Genomic DNA, 17,158 nt, shown 5'->3' with positions numbered 1-17,158 from the left:
CGTTCCCCCTCCATTACTCCTGTTTCGCCTTGGTTCTTTGCTGTTGCCTGGAGCTTACTTGGCGGCATCGACCTTGCTCTTGAGCTCGGTAGCCATCTGCAAATGCTGCTCCAGGCCCGGCAAAGTCTTGGCCGCAAAATTCTTCACATCCGGATCTTGCGCCGAGGTGGAGGCCTTCTGGAACAGCTTGACCGCGTCCTTGTGCGCCGTCACGCCGATCATGCTGGCGTAGCGCTTGTCGAAGGTGGCGCCGCTCAGCTTGTCCAATACGGCGATCTTGGCGCGCTGCGCCACCGAGGGCTCCGACGGCAGACTGACGTCCTTGCTGGAGGCCAGTTGCTTGAGTTCGTCGCCGACCTGGGTATGCTGATCGATCATCTTCTGGGCAAAGTCCTTCACGGCCGGGTTGCTGGACTTCTCCAAGGCCACCTTGCTGGCGGCGACCTCGGCGTTACCCGCTTCGGCCGCCTTGACCATGAAGCTCTTGTCCTTGCCGGGCACGCTCTCGGCCTGCACATTGATCGCCAGCGCCACGCCGGCAACGCACAAGGCGGTAGTGCCTATTACACGGCGCAACTTGCCGGAGGTGCGCGAACCAACGGCTTGGGCATGAGGGCGAAGAATGGAGGGCATGGCGTTTCCTTTTCTCTGTGTCGTCAATAACTTCACTTTAGCCAGCGCCCCGCCCGCTTTGCATCAGACGGCGCCAATGACGCTTGTAAGAATCAAGGAGCAATGAAGGAGCACCGGCGGAGCTGGCATCGGCCAGCGTCGAGCTTGGCGGGGCAGCGATGCTGCACCGGCGGTGACCGATGGCTCAGGCATGCGGCAGTCGGTGTTTTCCGGCAGCGCTGCGCGAATCTGCCGACGCCACAAAGGGGAAATGCGGCATTGCGGCATAAGGCGCTGTTGCCTAGGCTGAAATATCAGCCCGGGAAGCCGCAGGGCTTGCGCGCATCCCGGACATTCACACCACACCCCAGGAGGACTGCCATGCATCCCACCCGCACCATTGCCGACGTCATGACGCGCGGCGCCCATACGCTCAAACCCGACGACTCGGTGATCCTGGCCGCGCAGACCATGGATGAGCTCGATATCGGCGCCGTGCCGGTCTGCGACGGCGAACAGCTGGTCGGCCTGGTGACCGACCGCGACATCGTGCTGCGCGCGGTCGCCAAGAATCGTTTGAACGACTCCGTTCGCCTCAGGGACGTGATGAGCCATGAAGTGCTATGGTGCTATGAGGACGAGCCGGTCGACGATGTGTTGGACGACATGGTGCAGCGCCAGATCCGCCGCCTGCCGGTGATGGATCGCCAGAAGAAGCTGGTGGGCATCGTCAGCCTGGGCGACGTCGCCGCCAAGACGCAGAACAGCGGCATCGCCGGCGCGCTGGGCGAGATTTCCCTGCCGGCGGCCCCGGCACGCCGCCGCCCGAATGTGCCGCGCTCCGGCGAATATGAGCTGCCGGAGGTGGTCAATGCCGACCTGGCCGAAGTCAATCTGGGACGCAGCTGAACGCCCGGGCCGCTCTTGTAAGGGTTTTTCTGACACGCGGATGGGGCGCTGTCCGATCTTCTTTTTTGCAGTGCATGGCTACTATGCATTCCAACGAACTCGAAACCGAGGACAGCAAATTTCCGGCACGAACGTCCCCCTCCGTCGTGCCATGAAAGATGTCCACCCCTAATCGGTTTATCCCCACGGGTCGTTTCATAAGCAGAAATTCATCGGAGATTCCCCCGATCTCCGGCGTCTTATATCCCTCCCCCTCCGGCCGCCTCCCCAGGCGGCCATTTTTTTGGCCGTTCGACCTGAATATCCTGGCACGCCCTACAAATGCTCGCTGACGTCGTCGCGCTTGTATGCCGCGGACTGGTGCTGCGCCACATATTGCAGCGCGTCGTCATAGGCGGCATCGCGCAGCGCGCGCACCGGTTCGCACAGATAGGTGCTGGGCTCGCCGCCCTCGGCGCGGCCAATCAGCACCACGCCGCGAAAACCGCCGCCGGCGATCTGCTCCACGCCCGGCTGCATGTTGGGCGCCGGCCATTCGTGCATCTTCTGCCCACCGGGCAAGTCCACCGGGATCGACATGGCGTCTCCTGTCTTCAGTTGAGGTTTATCGGGTGTTGCACGGACGCGCATCGGGGGCAGATCGCCGCCATCGGCCTGATCTGCGTCACGCCGCGCCGCATTGACCCGCCGCCAGGGCAGCGAATCGGCTCAAGAGGACGTATCCTAGACATCCTCCCTTCCAGCATAGAAAGCGTGCCGGCCGATGACAGCAAGAACTCGCCGTCTGTGCCTGTAGGATTGACTGAAGATGAGCCTGACCATCGCCCGGCGCACGGCAATGGCATGAAATGTGCAAAGCTTGTGCGCCGCTTTCTCTGGAATCGCCATGCCCATCAATTACCTGCGCCGGCTCACCAGCCCGGCCCGTTCCGAGTCGTCCAACCGCCAGCTGGGCCGTTCGCTGGCCTTTGTGGCCGGGGCCGTCAATGCCGGCGGCTTCCTGGCCGTGGGCCAGTACACCTCGCACATGTCCGGCGTGGTATCGGCGATGGCCGATGACCTGGTGCTGGGCCAGACCATGCTGCTGGCCACCGGCGTGGGTTCGCTGCTGGCCTTCATGGTGGGCGCGGCCGGCTCGGCGGTGATGATCAACTGGGCGCGGCGACGGCGTCTGCATAGCGAATACGCCATGCCGCTGATGCTGGAGGCGATGCTGCTGCTGTGCTTCGGCATTCTCGGCAGCAACCTGGACGGCCATCGGCTGCTGTTCGCGCCGGTGACGGTGATGCTGCTGTGCTTTGTGATGGGCCTGCAGAACGCCATGATCAGCAAGATCTCTCGTTCGGAGATCCGCACCACCCACGTGACCGGGCTGGTCACCGACATCGGCATCGAGCTGGGCCGCATGTGCTACTGGAAGATGGCGCCCAGGACGCCCGGCGAGCTGAACGGCGACGATCCGCTGCCGCCGGCGCGGCGACGCTTTGCGCTGCTGTCCTCGCTGCTGCTGATGTTCTTCCTGGGCGGCGTGGCCGGCGCGCTGGGCTTCAAGGCCGTGGGCTTCCTGGCCACCGTGCCGCTGGCGGCATCGCTGTTCGTGCTGGCGCTGGTGCCGTTGATGGACGATCTGTCGCGCCATTGACGCCCATCATGGGCAAGCGGACACAAAAAAAGGCGCTGCGGGCGCCTTTTCGTTTTGTTGTTGTCGTTACTGCGAGTCATGCGGATGCCGGACTTCCGGCTGCCAGCGCCCAACGGGGCGTCATTGGCCTGCGTCGCCTGCCGGCGACTGCATCAGCCCTGCTGCAGCGGATGGCTGTCGGATTGTTGCGGTTGCTGCTGTGGCTGTTGCGAGGGTTGCGACTGCTGGACTTGCTGCGGTTGCGGAGCGCTTTGCGTCATCTGAGGAGCAGCGACGGCCACGCTGCCGGTAGCGTTGCCGCCGGCGTTGGCATTCTTGCGGCCATGGCTGTTCAGTCCGCCCTTGCGTCCAGCTTCACGTGCTTCTGCCGAGGTGAACTCGTGGGCAGCGCCCTTGGCATGGGCAGCCTTGCCGCCCATGCTGGCGATCTGGCGCTGCTTTTGCGGGTCCATTGCTGCGAAGCCGCGATTGCTGCTGCCCGGGTTTTGTGCATTTGCCATGTCTGACTCCTTTGTCTGGTCGGAAAAATGATGGGATGTCCGGCCGGAAACCGAACTACCCACGTCTGCAGTTTAGGAAGCATCCACGGCAGTAACTATCAGAAGAGTCCATCAGCCCTTGTAGGCATTGACTGTAGGAAATGAAGGAATCCGTGAAGATGAGCTTGCCGATTTTTATCGATGAGCTCGGAAATCGCAAAAAAACGTATTGCTCATCCGTCAAGATGGCCTGCCTGCGCCCTTTCCCCGCTCATCAAGGCTTGCCGACAAAGACGACAGCGTTTGCTGACCGCAACATGCGGCAATGGCCGATAACGCCGCCAAGTGACGCCGCCTATGATGACTCTACGCCGTCCATGCACAGGCATCCGGCAGCTGCCTGCGGGGAGTTCGCCCTGCCACGGTTGCTCCAGCGGTTTCAAAGCGGTGCCTGACGGCGTTCTTCTCAGACATTCCTTCGGATGTCTTCTTTTGAAAATTGACCAAGGAGAGATGCTTCATGTCGAACCAGAATCAATCGCAACGCGGTGGCAGCCACGAGCAGCACGTTCAGGCCGGGCAACAAAGCCACAAGAACCAGCAGCATCAACAGCAAGCCTCCCAAGGCGGGCAGCAGCACGGCTCCCAGGGCGGCACGCACGAACAGCACGTCAAGGCAGGTCAGCAGAGCCACAAGAATTCGCGCTGACGACCTGCGGCACGGCGCCGGGACGAAGTGGACAGGCAGTCTGTTCGTCTGTGGCAGTAGCCGCGCCCTGAAGTTGCTTCACCTGGCCCCCCATCGGGTGCCGGGAGCAAAGCAAGTCTCCGGAGGTTACCTCCAGCCTCCTATTGGGCCGCCGCAGTGCGGCCCTTTTTTCGTTCCATTGGCGGGCAGCGGCGTCGCCGGATTTCTTTTCTTAACTTGTAACTTTTTCTCAGGGTTGGAACAAATACTGTATATTTATACAGTTATCGTATTTTTCCGAGCCACGGCGCACCGCCGCCATCTTTCCCATGCAGACGCCTTCCTCCCCGGCCGCCGCGCCGGAAGCGATCCATCCCTCGCTCTGGCTGGCGTCCCAGCTGGCGCGCGGCGGGCCGCGCGGCATGGCCAGCGGTTTCGCGGCGCTGGATGCGGAGTTGCCGGAGGGCGGCTGGCCGGCCGGCGTATTGATCGAGTTGCTGTTGCCGCAAGACGGCATCGGCGAACTGCGCCTGCTGCGCCCGGTGCTGAGCACAGCGCCGGACCGTCGACTGCGCCCCGGCGCCGGACGCATCGCCCTGCTGCAGGCTCCGCATGCGGTCAATGCACCGGGCTGGGCGCGGCTGGGCGTGGCGCCTTCGCGGTTGCTGACGCTGCAGGCCGACACGCCCTCCGACGCCTGCTGGGCCGCCGAGCAGGTGCTGCGCGCCGACAGCTGCCAGGCGCTGCTGCTGTGGCAGCCGAAGATGCGCGCCGACAACCTGCGCCGCCTGCATATGGCGGCCCAGGGTGGCAGTACGCTGTTCTTCCTGTTTCGCCCGTTGTCCTGTGCCCGCGAGGCATCGCCCGCTCCCCTGCGGCTGGCGCTGCGGCCGGCACGGGACGGCCTGAAAGACGGCCTGGAAATCGGTTTCATCAAGCGTCGCGGACCGCGGCGCGACCTGCCCCTGTTCATTTCACTGACGCCTTCGCCGAATTTGCAACGCCATGTCCCTGTGGATCGCCGTACACCTGCCGCTGCTGCAACTGGAAGCCTTTCGCCCGAACTGGCTGGCTGAAGAGCCGGCCATGATGTTCGAGCGCGACCGTGTCAGCGCCCTCTCGGCGTCGGCGCGCGCCGACGGTGTGGAAACCGGCATGCGCCGCGGCGGCGCCCGGCTGCTGTCGCCCGACGCCCACTGCCACGAGCGCGACCGGCTGCGTGAAGCCGCCTTGCTGGACGAGGCGGCGCTGGCGCTGCTGCAGTACACGCCCCAGGTCAGCCTGGCCGAAGACGCCTGCGTCTTGCTCGACGTGGGCGCCAGCCTGCGCCTGTTCGGCGGGATTCGCGCGCTGTGCCGTCGGGTGCGGGTGACCATCGCCCGGCTGGGCCTGTCCGCCACGCTGAGCTGCGCGGTGACCGCCACCGGCGCCTGGATGCTGGCGCGCTTCGGCTACGTGCGCACGCTGCGTGCGGCATCGATGCGGCGCAGGCTGGAACGCCTGCCGGTGTCGCTGCTGAGCGCCGCCGTACCGCACCTGGAATGGCTGCACGGCCTGGGCTGCCGCCGGCTGGGCCAGTTGCGCCGGCTGCCGCGCCCCGGCCTGCAGCGGCGCTGCGGCAAGGCGTTGCTGGAGATGATGGATCGCGCCTACGGCGAGGCCCCCGAGCTGCATCGCTGGGTGCAAGCGCCGCCGGCCTTTCGCGCCCGCATGGAGCTACCGGACCGCATCGACCATACCGACATCCTGGCCGCCTACGCGCAGCGCCTGCTGGCCCAGCTGGCCGGCTGGCTGTCGGCGCGCCAACTGGCGGTGAAGCAGTTGCGCCTGCTGCTGGAGCATGAACGCGGCCGCCAGGCCGTGCCGCCCACCGAACTAGTGCTGGCCTTGTCGGTCGCCGCCTGGCAGGAAGACCACCTGCACGCGCTGCTCAAGGAAAAGCTGACCCGCTCCAGCCTGCCGGCGCCGGCCATCGCGCTGGTGCTGGTCGCCGACGAACTGGAAGGCATGCAGGCCGCCAGCCAGACGCTGTTTCCCGAACCCGGCGGCAGCGCCGAAGACCACCATCGTCTGATCGAGCTGCTGGTCGCCCGCCTGGGCCCGGATCAGGTGCAACAAGCCGCGCCCCAGGCCGACCATCGGCCCGAAGTCGCCAACCGCTGGTGCGGGGTCATGCAAGACGCCGCCGACCTGCCGGCGCCGCTGCCGGCCGATGCCGCGCGCCTGCCGCCGCGTCCGCTGTGGCTGCTGGCCGACCCCGAACCCCTGCGCCTGCAACGCCACAAGCCCTTTTATCGCACGCCGCTGGAGCTGGCATCGCCGCCCGAACGCATCGAAGCCGGCTGGTGGGAGGGCCGGCCGGTCACGCGCGACTACTTCACCGCGCGCGATGCCCGCCATGTCTATTACTGGATCTTCCGCCAGTGGGTGGGCGGCGAGCAGTCCGACCAGGAACCGCAGTGGTTCCTGCACGGGCTGTTCGGCTGACGGGTGCAGTACGCCATGGACGACGACTTCGCTCCCCTGCCGCCTGCCGCCGGCCTGCCCGACTACGCGGAGCTCTACTGCCGCAGCAACTTCAGCTTCCTGCACGGCGCCTCGCACGCAGCCGAACTGGTGGAGCGCGCCATCGCGCTGGGCTACAAGGCGCTGGCCATCACCGACGAATGCACGCTGGCCGGCGTGGTGCGGGCGCACGCAGCATGCAAGGAGCAGATGAAGCTGGAGCAGAACAAGGATCGCGACTTCAGGCTCATCATCGGCAGCTGCTTTCGCTTTACCGGATTGCAGGAAGCAGCGGACACGTCAGGCACCTTGCACCCGCTGGCTGCCATGACCCTGGTGGCGCTGGCCAACAACCGCGAGGGCTACGGCAACCTGTCCGAACTGATCACCCGCGCGCGCACCCGGCCCGATGCCGCCAAGGGCAGCTACCTGCTGCAACCGGAGGACTTCAGCGCGCCGCCGCCGGCGCTGTCGCACCTGCGCGCCCTGCCTGATTGCCAGTTGATCCTGGTGCCTGACTACGCGGTCGACGCCGCCACGCTGGAGAGCCAGCTACGCTGGTTCAAGCCCTTGTTCGGCGAGCGCGGCCGGCTCGGCCTGACGCGCCTGTACCGCCCGCTGGACGAGATCCACCGCGACACCCTTGAACAGGCCGCGCGACGCCACGGCGTGCCGCAGGTCGCCGTCGGCGACGTACTGATGCACAACCGCTCACGCAAATACCTGCTGGACGTGGTGACCGCCATCCGCCTGGGCAAGCCGGTGCAGGAATGCGGCTATGCGCTGGCGCCCAATGCCGAGCAGCACCTGCGCCAGCGCCTGCGACTGGCGCAGGTGCATGCCGCGCCGGTGATGGCCGAAACGCTGAAGATCGCCGCCGCCTGCCGCTTCAACATGGATGAACTGCGCTACGAATATCCCGACGAACTGGTGCCCCTGGGCATGAGCGCGGCCGACTACCTGCGGCAGGAAACGCTGGCCGGCGCGCACAGGCGTTATCCCGGCGGCGTGCCCGGCGAGGTGCGCGAACAGATCGAGAAGGAGCTGGCGCTGATCGCCGGCAAGGAGTACGAAGCCTATTTCCTCACCGTCTACGACCTGGTGAAGTTCGCCCGCGAAAAAGGCATCCTGTGCCAGGGACGCGGCTCGGCGGCCAACTCGGCGGTCTGCTACTGCCTGGGCGTGACCGAAGTCGACCCGACCTCGACGCGCCTGCTGTTCGCCCGTTTCATCAGCGAGAAACGCGATGAGCCGCCGGACATCGACGTCGACTTCGAACACCAGCGGCGCGAGGAAGTGATCCAGCACATCTACCGCAAGTACGGCCGCCGCCGCGCCGCGCTGGCGGCCGCCGTGCACAGCTACCGGCCGCGCGGCGCGCTGCGTGAAGTCGGCAAGGCGCTGGGCGTGGATCCCTCGGTGGTCGATACCGTGGCCAAGGCCCAGCACTGGTTCGACAGCCGCGAGGAATTGCTGGAGCGATTCAAGGAAGCAGGCCTCGATCCCGAGCTGCCCCAGATCGGCCTGTGGGCCGGCATCACCGGCAAGCTGCTCAAGTTCCCGCGCCACCTGTCGCAGCACACCGGCGGCTTCGTCATCGCACGCGGCCAGCTCTCGCGCCTGGTGCCGATCCAGAACGCGGCCATGCAAGACCGTTCCGTGATCGAATGGGACAAGGACGACCTGGAGTCGCTCAGGCTGCTGAAGGTGGATGTGCTGGCGCTGGGCATGCTGACCGCGCTGCGCCGTACACTGGAGCTGGTCAGCCTGCGGCGCGGCCTGCCGCAGGTGATGCGCATGCACGATATCCCGCGCGAGGATCCCGCCACCTACGACATGATCTGCGAGGCCGACACCATCGGCGTGTTCCAGATCGAAAGCCGGGCCCAGATGAGCATGCTGCCGCGCATGCAGCCGCGCACCCATTACGACCTGGTGGTGCAGGTGGCGATCGTGCGCCCGGGGCCGATCCAGGGCGGCATGGTGCATCCCTATCTGCAGCGGCGCGAGCTGGTGCGCGAAGGCGGCAGCTTCGACTATCCCGACAACACCAGCAAGAGCGGCAAGATCAAGAAAGTGCTGGAGCGCACCCTGGGCATTCCGATCTTCCAGGAACAGGTGATGGAAGTGGCCATCGAGGCCGGCGGCTACTCCCCCTCGGAGGCGGACGACCTGCGCCGCTCGATGGCGGCCTGGAAACGCAAGGGCGGCATGGGTCCTCATCACGAACGGCTGGTGCTGGGCATGACCGACAACGGCTATTCGCGCGACTTCGCCGAAAACATCTTCAAGCAAATCCAGGGTTTCGGCGAATACGGCTTCCCCGAAAGCCATGCCGCCAGCTTCGCCCAGCTCACCTACTTCAGCAGCTGGCTCAAATGCCACGAGCCGGAAGCCTTCCTGTGCGGCCTGCTCAACAGCCAGCCCATGGGTTTCTACTCGCCCTCGCAGCTGATCCAGGATGCACGCCGCCACGGCGTGGAAGTGCGGCCGGCCAACGTCATGCGCAGCAACTGGGAGTCCACCCTGGAGCCGCTGCCCGGCAAGCCGCACGCGCGCCCCGCGGTGAGGCTGGGCATGAGCCTGTTGCGCGGCATGCCGGCCGAGGCCGCGCTGCGCATCGAGCAGGCCCGCGCCGAGCAGCCCTTCGCCGATGTCTCCGACATGGCCCGGCGCGCCGTGCTGGACCGGCACGCGCTGGAGGCGCTGGCCGCCGGCGACGCCCTGCGCGAGCTGGCCGGCCATCGTCGCCAGGCGCTGTGGCACGCGGTGGGCGCCGTCCCCGACCGCGACATCCTGCGCCCGGCCGCGCGGCGCGACGAGATGGTGGAGCTGGAGGCGCCCACCGAAGGCGACCAGATCCTGGGCGACTACCGCGCCATGAACCTGACCTTGCGCCGCCACCCGCTGGCGCTGCTGCGCGAAACGCTGCAACGCCGGCGCTTCATGTGCGTGGCCGACCTGAACCTGCTGCAGGATCGCCAGTTCGCCAGCTGCTGCGGCATTGTGACGGTGCGCCAGCGCCCGGCCACGGCCAAGGGCGTGATCTTCATGACGGTGGAGGATGAGACCGGATCGGCCAACGTGGTGATCTGGCCGGCGGTGCTGGAACGCCAGCGCAGCGAGGTGCTCAATGCGCGGCTATTGGGCGTCTACGGCACCTGGCAGGCCAAGGGCAAGGTGCGCCATCTGGTGGCCGGACGGCTGGAGGACTTGACCCATCTGCTGGGCGAGCTGGAGCCGCGCAGCCGCGATTTCTTCTAACGGGCCTCAGGCCACGGCGTAAAAGCCGCCGTAGGACCCGCCCGGCGACCTACCTCCATTGCCCGAGCCGGTCGAGTTGTTGTTGCTGCTGTTGCCGCCGCTTGTTGCCGCCGTCGCCGCGACCGCGTTAGCGGCCGGCAGCGCCTCCATGCCGATCAGCGGCGCAGGCGGGGTGCGCGGCGGCGCCGGCGGCTTGATGTCGTACAGGGAAGTGCCGGCGAGCGCGCCGGCGGCGCTGACGGAGGCGACGGGGCTGATGGCCATGGGGTCCTTCCAGGTGCAATGAAAAATCGCGCAATCTTTGCGCGCAGGCGCCATGATCTGGCTTGCCGGCCTGCAACTCCAGCCCTTTTGCGCCGATTTACCGCGCCCCGCATTCGCTTGCACTTCCTTTACAAGGGTAAATCCGGCAACTTCACTTTGCCGTCGGGGGTCTTTCACGGACATCAACAATGAGAGCGCTTATGCCAACCAGCTTCCAGACCGTACTGAAAACCTCCACCCTCGCCTTCGCCGCCGCAGCCTCGATGGGCTGGGCCTCACTGTCGCAGGCGCAGCAGCCGGGCCCGCCGCCCGGCCCCGGCATGGAACATCATGATGACCATGGCGGCGGCGAGCGCCGCTATGAGTTCCGCGACGCCGACCGCGAAAAGCTGCGCAAGCATTACAACGGCGATCTGAAGCGCGTAGATCGCGGCCATCGCCCGGACTTCCGCGAAGGCCAGCCGGTGCCGCCGGAGTTCCGCGGCCGCATCAAGCCGGTGCCGCAGAACGTGCGCCGCGACCTGCCGCCGCCGCCGCGCGGCTACCAGATGGGTTACTACGACGGCTACACCGTGGTCTACGATCCGGTCAGCTTCACCATCCTGCAGGTACTGGACATCCTGCGCTGATCTGCGCTGATCGCAGCGCGGGTGCTTCCACCCGCGTCACAAACAACAACGGCATGCTCAACGCATGCCGTTGTTGTTTGCACCGCTGCTCCGGCGCATCGCCGGGATGCCTCACTCCCGCGCCAGCAGCCGGGTATGCCCCCACTTGCCCGAGCGGCACAATTCATCGGTGACATCCAGCACCAGCCGCTCCACGGCCGCCGCCGCCGTGGTCAGCGGGATGTTCTTGGAGGCGCACAAGGCCAGCGTGCGCGAGATCTTCTCGCCGGCGATCGCATGCGCCGCCATGTCGCCGCGCTCGATGTCGGACAGCAGCGGCGCCACCGGCAGGATGGTGGCGCCGATATCGGCCAGGATGGCCGACTTCAGGATCGCCACCGAATTGATCTCGATCACATTCTCCAGCGCCATGCCCTGCGCGCGCACCAGGTTCTCGATGCGCGGGCGCACGCCGTGCGCCAGGCCCGGCAGGATCAGCGGCGCGGCGATCGCCTTGGCCAGCGGCACGCCGCGCCGTCCGGAGACGCCGTATTGCGACTTGGCGCGGGTGATGTACATCATTTCTTCCTCGATCATCGGCGTGGCCGCGAAGGAAGACAGCTGGCCGTCGTCGAACAGCACCGCCAGGTTGATGCGGCCGGACTTGAGCTGGGTGATCAGGTTGCCGGTCAGCTCTTCGGTCAGCTGCAGCGTGATCTCGGGATAGGTGGAGCGCACCGCGTTCAACAACGGCAGCGCCAGCGCATTGGAGACGCTTTGCGGAATGCCCAGCGCCACCGTGCCGGAGGGTTTGTCGGTGGACTGCGCCACCGCCTGCTTGGCGTCCTGGATCTGCTTGAGGATCGCCAGCGCGTGCTCGTAGAACACCTTGCCGGCGTCGGTGGCGATCACGCCCTGGGCCGAGCGGTGCAGCAACTGCGCCTCCATCTCGTCTTCCAGCTGGCGGATCTGCTGGGTCAGTGCCGGTTGGGCGATGTGCAGCACGCGGGCCGCGCGCGACAGCGAACCGTGGTCGACGATGGCGACGAAATAGCGCAGTTGACGTAATTCCATGAAGCGGCGTTAATCCAGACTTGTTAATTCAATTGACAACAGAGCGCCCCGTACTCACGCACTCACGTACTCATGCACTTACAACCCGGGCCGGCTGTTGAACATGCGCGTGCGCGCATTCTCGATATGCCCACGCATGGCGCGGCGCGCGCCTTCGGCGTCCTGGGCGCAGATCAGCTCGAAGATCTTGCGGTGCTCGTCCATCGCATCCTGCGAGCGCTTCCACGGCGGGATGTGCATCAGGTGGCGCAGCATGTTGACGGCGTGGCTGACGTCGTACTCCAGCGTCTTCATCACCTGCACGAAGCGCATGTTGGCGGTGGCCGTGGCGATCGCCTCGTGGAAAGCGAAGTCGAAATGGTGGGCGATGCCGCCCACCGCATTGGCCTGCTCAAAGCCCTCCAGCAGGCGCTCCATCTTCTCCAGGTCCTCGGCATTGCGGCGCAGCGCGGCCATGTAGGCGCACTCGGGCTCGATCACCAGACGCAGCTCAAGGCCGTTCATGATGTGGCCGATGCGGGTTTCCGGCTCGGCGTCCTGCGGCGTGGCGGCGGCCAGGCCGGGCTTTTCCTTCACGTAGGTGCCGGAGCCGCGCACCGACTCCACCATCTGGTCTTCGCGCAGACGATCCAGCGCCTGCCGCACCACCGGGCGCGAGACGTCGAACAGGGTGGCCAGATCGTTCTCCGAGGGCAGCTTACTGCCGACCGCGATGCGGCCCTCGACGATGGCATGGAACAGGGTCTCATAGACGCGCTCGGCAAAGCGCTCCGGGCGCACCGGTCCCAGGCCGGCGGCGGCCAGCGTCAGGATTTCGGGCGAACCGGACGCACGCGCCGGGTTCTTCAGGTTGACAACTTTGGCCGACGGCGCGCGCGCTGCCGTATCGGCGTCGGGCGTGCGCGGCTGGCTGGGTTTCGGCATATCGTCTCCGTTGGCATGACATTTCCGGAAGCTGTAGTCGCTGCGATGCCGCATGGCTGCGCCGCCGCGAATGCCTCCTGTATTGATGCGCATGGTAGCGGATTTGCTGCGCGCGAAGATAGTTTTTGGCAAAGAAAGCCCGCTATGAATAAGTAAAATAAATTGACAGCTTTTGAGCACTGCCTTAGATTGGGCACCCATAACAGCGCCGCCGTCGCCACGAACCACGGTGCGCGCATGCATAACAACGACAGGAGACACCACCCCCAAAAGGCGCGCCCATGCGAGCGCCCTTCCTGCCGCTGCGCTTTCCCGTTTTGCCCTGCCCGTGCGCGCCGCGCACCGGCGCAGATGCACGCACTTCCGTTCCGGACACCTTCGAAAGGACGCACGCCCATGAAACAGCACTTCATCGACAACCGCTGGGTCGAACCCGCCTCCGGCGACAGCATCCCCGTCATCGATCCCTCCGACGGCCAGGTCTTCGAATCCATCGCCCGCGGCAACGAGGCCGACATCGACCGCGCCGTCAAGGCCGCGCGCCGCGCCTACGAGGGCGCCTGGGGCAAGCTGTCGGCGGCCGAGCGCGGCCGCCTGCTGATGAAGCTGTCGCTGAAGCTGCAGGACCATCAGGAAGAGCTGGCCCAGCTGGAAGGCCGCGACTGCGGCAAGCCGATGAAGCAAGCGCGCGCCGATGCCGCGGCCATCGTGCGCTACTTCGAGTTCTACGCCGGCGCCGCCGACAAGCTGCACGGCGACACCATCCCCTATCAGTCCGGCTACACCGTGCTGACGCTGCGCGAGCCGCACGGCGTGACCGGCCACATCGTGCCGTGGAACTACCCGATGCAGATCTTCGGCCGCTGCGTCGGCGGCGCCCTGGCCGCCGGTAATACCTGCGTGGTCAAGCCGGCCGAGGACGCCTGCCTGTCCATCCTGCGCGTAGCCGAACTGGCCGCCGAGGTCGGCTTCCCGGAAGGCGCGCTCAACATCGTCACCGGCTACGGCCATGAAGCCGGCGACATGCTGGTCAAGCATCCCGATGTCGACCATATTTCCTTCACCGGCTCGCCCAATATCGGCAAGGTGGTGGTGCGCGGCGCCGCCGAGCATCACACGCCGGTCACGCTGGAGCTGGGCGGCAAATCGCCGCAGGTGGTGTTCGACGACGCCGACTTCGACGCCATGCTGCCGGTGATCGTCAACGCCATCGTGCAGAACGCCGGCCAGACCTGCTCGGCCGGCAGCCGCCTGCTGGTGCAGCGCGGCGCCTATGAAAAGGTGCTGGATCGCCTGAGCGGGTTGTTCTCGCAACTTCGCGTGGGCTCCTCGCAGATGGACCTGGACTGCGGCCCGCTGATCCGCAAGACCCAGCAGGAGCGCGTGGCGGGCTTCCTCGCCGATGCCCGCAGCGACAAGATCGCCGTCGTGGCGCAAGGCGTGGTCGACCCCAAGGCGCCGGCCACCGGCTTCTACCAGCCGCCCACCCTGCTGCGCGACGTGCCGCCGCAGCACCGCCTGGCGCAGGAAGAAGTGTTCGGCCCGGTGCTGGCGGCCATGCCTTTCGATGACGAGGAAGACGCCGTCCGCCTGGCCAATGGCACCGACTACGGCCTGGTGGCCAGCGTCTGGACGCGCGACGGCGCGCGCCAGATGCGCATGGCGCGCGCCATTCGCAGCGGCCAGGTGTTCATCAACAACTACGGCGCCGGCGGCGGCGTCGAGTTGCCGTTCGGCGGCGTCAAGGCCAGCGGCCACGGCCGCGAGAAAGGCTTCGAGGCGCTCTACGGCTTCACCGTGCTCAAGACCATCGCGATCCGCCACGGCTGATCGCGCAACGAACTGATGCAACAACCATTCGATTCATCCAAGGAGACATGACATGCGTTTGAAAGACAAAGTAGCCATCGTGACCGGCGGCGGTTCGGGATTCGGCGAAGGCATCGCCAAGGCCTATGCGCGCGAAGGCGCGGCGGTGGTGGTGGCCGACATCGGCGAGGCCGGCGGCCTGCGCGTGGTCGAAGAAATCAAGAAGGCCGGCGGCCGCGCGGTGTTCGCCAAGGCCGACGTCTCCAAGCGCGCCGACATGGACAAGCTGCTGGCCGCTGCGCTGGAGAACTACGGCGCGCTCGACATCGTGGTCAACAACGCCGGCACCACGCACCGCAACCGCCCCATGCTGGAAGTGCAAGAAGACGAGTTCGACCGCGTCTACGCCGTCAACGTGAAGAGCATCTTCCTCTCGGCACACACCTTCGTGCCGCATTTTCGCAAGGTCGGCGGCGGCTGCTTCGTCAACATCGCCTCCACTGCGGGCATCCGCCCGCGTCCGGGCCTGACTTGGTACAACGGTAGCAAGGGTGCGGTCATCACCACCAGCAAGTCGATGGCGGCCGAACTGGGCCCGGACAAGATCCGTGTGAACTGCGTCAACCCGGTGATCTCGGCCACCGGCCTGCTGTCGGAATTCATGGGCGTGCCCGACACCCCTGAGAACCGCAAGAAGTTCGTCGCCACCATCCCCATGGGTCGCTTCTCCAACCCCGAGGACATCGCCAACGCTTGCCTCTATCTCGGCTCCAACGAGGCCGAATTCGTGACCGGCGTATGCATCGAAGTCGACGGCGGACGCTGCGTGTAAGCGTGGCGTAAGCCTCGGTCAACAAGCTCGGCGACGGCGGCGATATTGCATTGACAATAGCGCCGCCGTCACTACAATGAGGCACCGATCCGGATGCGAGAACAATCACTAACGCAGCGGACACCGGCGGCAATACAGGCGGACCGGGCAGCATAGCCAAGGCCGCACGCAAAAACAGAATAAGAACACCGCATACACATTAGGAGTGAGACATGAGCTACAACGCAGGCGCCACCGCCTCGCCCGGCAGCAGCCAGGCCACCTTTGAAGACGCTACCTATGCCAAGGTCACCTGGCGGCTCTTGCCGCTGCTGTTCCTGTGCTACGTGGCGTCCTACCTCGACCGCGTCAACGTCGGCTTCGCCAAGCTGCAGATGCTGTCCGACCTGAAGTTCAGCGAGACCATCTACGGCCTGGGCGCGGGCATCTTCTTCATCGGCTATTTCGTCTTCGAAATTCCCAGCAACATGATCCTGCACAAGGTGGGCGCGCGCATGTGGATCGCCCGCATCATGATCACCTGGGGCATCATCTCCGGCGGCATGGCCTACGTCACCACGCCGGAAATGTTCTACCTGATGCGCTTCCTGCTGGGCGTGGCCGAGGCCGGCTTCTTCCCTGGCGTGATCCTGTACCTGACCTATTGGTACCCGGCCGAGCGCCGCGGCAAGATCACCGCGCTGTTCATGACCGGCATCGCGCTCTCCGGCGTGATCGGCGGCCCGCTGTCGGGCTGGATCATGCATGCCATGCCCGGCATCTGGGGCCACACCGGCTGGCAGTGGATGTTCATCCTGGAAGCAATCCCGTCGCTGATCCTGGGCGTGCTGGTGATCGCCTACATGAAGGATCGTATCCGTGACGCCGCCTGGCTGACTGAAGAAGAGAAGAAGCTGCTGGAAGTCAAGATCAGCCAGGAAGAAAGCCAGAAGGAACACCTGTCGCTGTCGGCCATGTTCTCCAACGGCCGCGTCTGGCTGGGCGCGCTGATTTACTTCTGCTTCGTGATGGGCCTGTACGGCGTGAGCTTCTGGCTGCCGACCATCATCAAGACCACCGGCGTGACCGATCCGCTCAACGTCGGCCTGCTGACCGCGATTCCCTACGCCTTCGCCGCCGTGGCCATGGTGCTGATCGGCCGCAGCGCCGACGCGCGCCGCGAGCGCCGCTGGCACGTCGCCATTCCCGCCTTCTTCGGCTGCGTTGGCCTGCTGGCGTCGACCGTGTACGACCACAACACCACCATGGCAATGGCGTCGCTGACACTGGCCAGCATGGGCATCCTGACCACGCTGCCGCTGTTCTGGAGCCTGCCGACGGCCTTCCTGTCGGGCACCGCCGCCGCGGCCGGCATCGCGCTGATCAACTCGCTGGGCAACTTGGCCGGTTTCGTCAGCCCGTTCCTGGTGGGCTGGTTGAAGGACACCACCCAGAGCACCAACGCCGGCATGTATGTGCTGGCCGTGTCGCTGGTGATCGGCGGTCTGCTGACGCTGACTTTGCCGGCCAAGCTGGTCAACAAGTAATCGACCAGACGCTGGACAGGCA

The 17,158-nt window shown here is 65.9% G+C and carries 17 protein-coding genes; 10 read left to right on the top strand and 7 right to left on the bottom strand.

Features of this window, described 5'->3' with window-relative positions; all coding sequences use genetic code 11:
• Positions 1–54 precede the first annotated feature (54 nt).
• Positions 55–633, bottom strand: coding sequence for a DUF4142 domain-containing protein (locus J8I26_RS03860; RefSeq protein WP_209604209.1), 579 nt, complete (start codon positions 631–633; stop codon positions 55–57).
• Positions 634–993: 360 nt separating this feature from the next.
• Between J8I26_RS03860 and J8I26_RS03855 the strand changes: the two genes are divergently transcribed.
• Positions 994–1,521, top strand: coding sequence for a CBS domain-containing protein (locus J8I26_RS03855; protein ID WP_209604207.1), 528 nt, complete (start codon positions 994–996; stop codon positions 1,519–1,521).
• 315 nt (positions 1,522–1,836) lie between these two features.
• Here J8I26_RS03855 and J8I26_RS03850 read toward each other — a convergent pair whose 3' ends face one another.
• A complete protein-coding gene (locus tag J8I26_RS03850) occupies positions 1,837–2,100 on the bottom strand; it encodes a hypothetical protein (RefSeq protein WP_209604206.1) in 264 nt (87 codons plus the stop codon).
• 307 nt (positions 2,101–2,407) lie between these two features.
• On the opposite strand from J8I26_RS03850, the gene J8I26_RS03845 reads away from it, so the two are divergent.
• Positions 2,408–3,163 (top strand): YoaK family protein, encoded by a 756-nt coding sequence (locus J8I26_RS03845; protein ID WP_209604204.1) that lies wholly within the window; start codon positions 2,408–2,410, stop codon positions 3,161–3,163.
• 152 nt (positions 3,164–3,315) lie between these two features.
• On the opposite strand, the gene J8I26_RS03840 is transcribed toward J8I26_RS03845, so the two are convergent.
• A complete protein-coding gene (locus J8I26_RS03840) occupies positions 3,316–3,663 on the bottom strand; it encodes a KGG domain-containing protein (protein ID WP_209604202.1) in 348 nt (115 codons plus the stop codon).
• A gap of 140 nt (positions 3,664–3,803) precedes the next feature.
• Between J8I26_RS03840 and J8I26_RS03835 the strand changes: the two genes are divergently transcribed.
• The gene (locus J8I26_RS03835) at positions 3,804–4,097 is read left to right on the top strand and encodes a hypothetical protein (RefSeq protein ID WP_209604200.1); all 294 of its coding nucleotides are present in this window, start codon (positions 3,804–3,806) and stop codon (positions 4,095–4,097) included.
• 11 nt (positions 4,098–4,108) lie between these two features.
• Here J8I26_RS03835 and J8I26_RS03830 read toward each other — a convergent pair whose 3' ends face one another.
• Positions 4,109–4,336 carry a hypothetical protein gene (locus J8I26_RS03830; RefSeq protein ID WP_209604198.1) on the bottom strand — a complete coding sequence of 76 codons (228 nt, stop codon included), beginning with the start codon at positions 4,334–4,336 and terminating at the stop codon, positions 4,109–4,111.
• 323 nt (positions 4,337–4,659) lie between these two features.
• Between J8I26_RS03830 and imuA the strand changes: the two genes are divergently transcribed.
• The 3 genes from imuA to J8I26_RS03815 are packed head-to-tail and all read left to right on the top strand — an operon-like array spanning position 4,660 to position 10,099.
• Entirely contained in the window at positions 4,660–5,406 is a 747-nt protein-coding gene (gene imuA, locus J8I26_RS03825; protein ID WP_209604196.1) for a translesion DNA synthesis-associated protein ImuA, read from the top strand.
• The gene (locus J8I26_RS03820; RefSeq protein WP_209604194.1) at positions 5,336–6,817 is read left to right on the top strand and encodes a DNA polymerase Y family protein; all 1,482 of its coding nucleotides are present in this window, start codon (positions 5,336–5,338) and stop codon (positions 6,815–6,817) included. Before imuA ends, J8I26_RS03820 begins: the two co-directional genes overlap by 71 nt.
• A 15-nt stretch (positions 6,818–6,832) precedes the next feature.
• Positions 6,833–10,099 carry an error-prone DNA polymerase gene (locus J8I26_RS03815; RefSeq protein WP_209604192.1) on the top strand — a complete coding sequence of 1,089 codons (3,267 nt, stop codon included), beginning with the start codon at positions 6,833–6,835 and terminating at the stop codon, positions 10,097–10,099.
• Between the two features lie 6 nt (positions 10,100–10,105).
• Here J8I26_RS03815 and J8I26_RS03810 read toward each other — a convergent pair whose 3' ends face one another.
• Positions 10,106–10,363 (bottom strand): hypothetical protein, encoded by a 258-nt coding sequence (locus J8I26_RS03810; protein ID WP_209604190.1) that lies wholly within the window; start codon positions 10,361–10,363, stop codon positions 10,106–10,108.
• 200 nt (positions 10,364–10,563) lie between these two features.
• Between J8I26_RS03810 and J8I26_RS03805 the strand changes: the two genes are divergently transcribed.
• Entirely contained in the window at positions 10,564–10,992 is a 429-nt protein-coding gene (locus J8I26_RS03805) for a hypothetical protein (protein ID WP_209604188.1), read from the top strand.
• Between the two features lie 111 nt (positions 10,993–11,103).
• Here J8I26_RS03805 and J8I26_RS03800 read toward each other — a convergent pair whose 3' ends face one another.
• Together J8I26_RS03800 and J8I26_RS03795 are read right to left on the bottom strand one after the other, a co-directional pair.
• On the bottom strand, positions 11,104–12,045 hold the full coding sequence (locus tag J8I26_RS03800) for a LysR substrate-binding domain-containing protein (protein ID WP_209604186.1): 942 nt from the start codon (positions 12,043–12,045) through the stop codon (positions 11,104–11,106).
• A gap of 78 nt (positions 12,046–12,123) precedes the next feature.
• Positions 12,124–12,969 carry a FadR/GntR family transcriptional regulator gene (locus tag J8I26_RS03795; RefSeq protein WP_209604184.1) on the bottom strand — a complete coding sequence of 282 codons (846 nt, stop codon included), beginning with the start codon at positions 12,967–12,969 and terminating at the stop codon, positions 12,124–12,126.
• Between the two features lie 396 nt (positions 12,970–13,365).
• Between J8I26_RS03795 and J8I26_RS03790 the strand changes: the two genes are divergently transcribed.
• The 3 genes from J8I26_RS03790 (at position 13,366) to J8I26_RS03780 (ending at position 17,136) form a co-directional block, all read left to right on the top strand.
• On the top strand, positions 13,366–14,799 hold the full coding sequence (locus tag J8I26_RS03790; RefSeq protein WP_209604182.1) for an aldehyde dehydrogenase family protein: 1,434 nt from the start codon (positions 13,366–13,368) through the stop codon (positions 14,797–14,799).
• 52 nt (positions 14,800–14,851) lie between these two features.
• Positions 14,852–15,610: an SDR family oxidoreductase gene (locus J8I26_RS03785; protein WP_209604180.1), complete on the top strand. Its 759-nt coding sequence runs from the start codon at positions 14,852–14,854 to the stop codon at positions 15,608–15,610.
• A 212-nt stretch (positions 15,611–15,822) separates the two neighbouring features.
• Positions 15,823–17,136, top strand: coding sequence for an MFS transporter (locus J8I26_RS03780; protein WP_209604178.1), 1,314 nt, complete (start codon positions 15,823–15,825; stop codon positions 17,134–17,136).
• The last annotated feature ends 22 nt before the right edge of the window (positions 17,137–17,158 follow it).

It is taken from the genome of Herbaspirillum sp. LeCh32-8 (assembly GCF_017814915.1).
Classification (GTDB): Bacteria; Pseudomonadota; Gammaproteobacteria; order Burkholderiales; family Burkholderiaceae_D; genus Herbaspirillum.
Note: the sequence above shows the minus strand (reverse complement) of the source record. Positions and strands in the feature narration are given on the sequence as shown.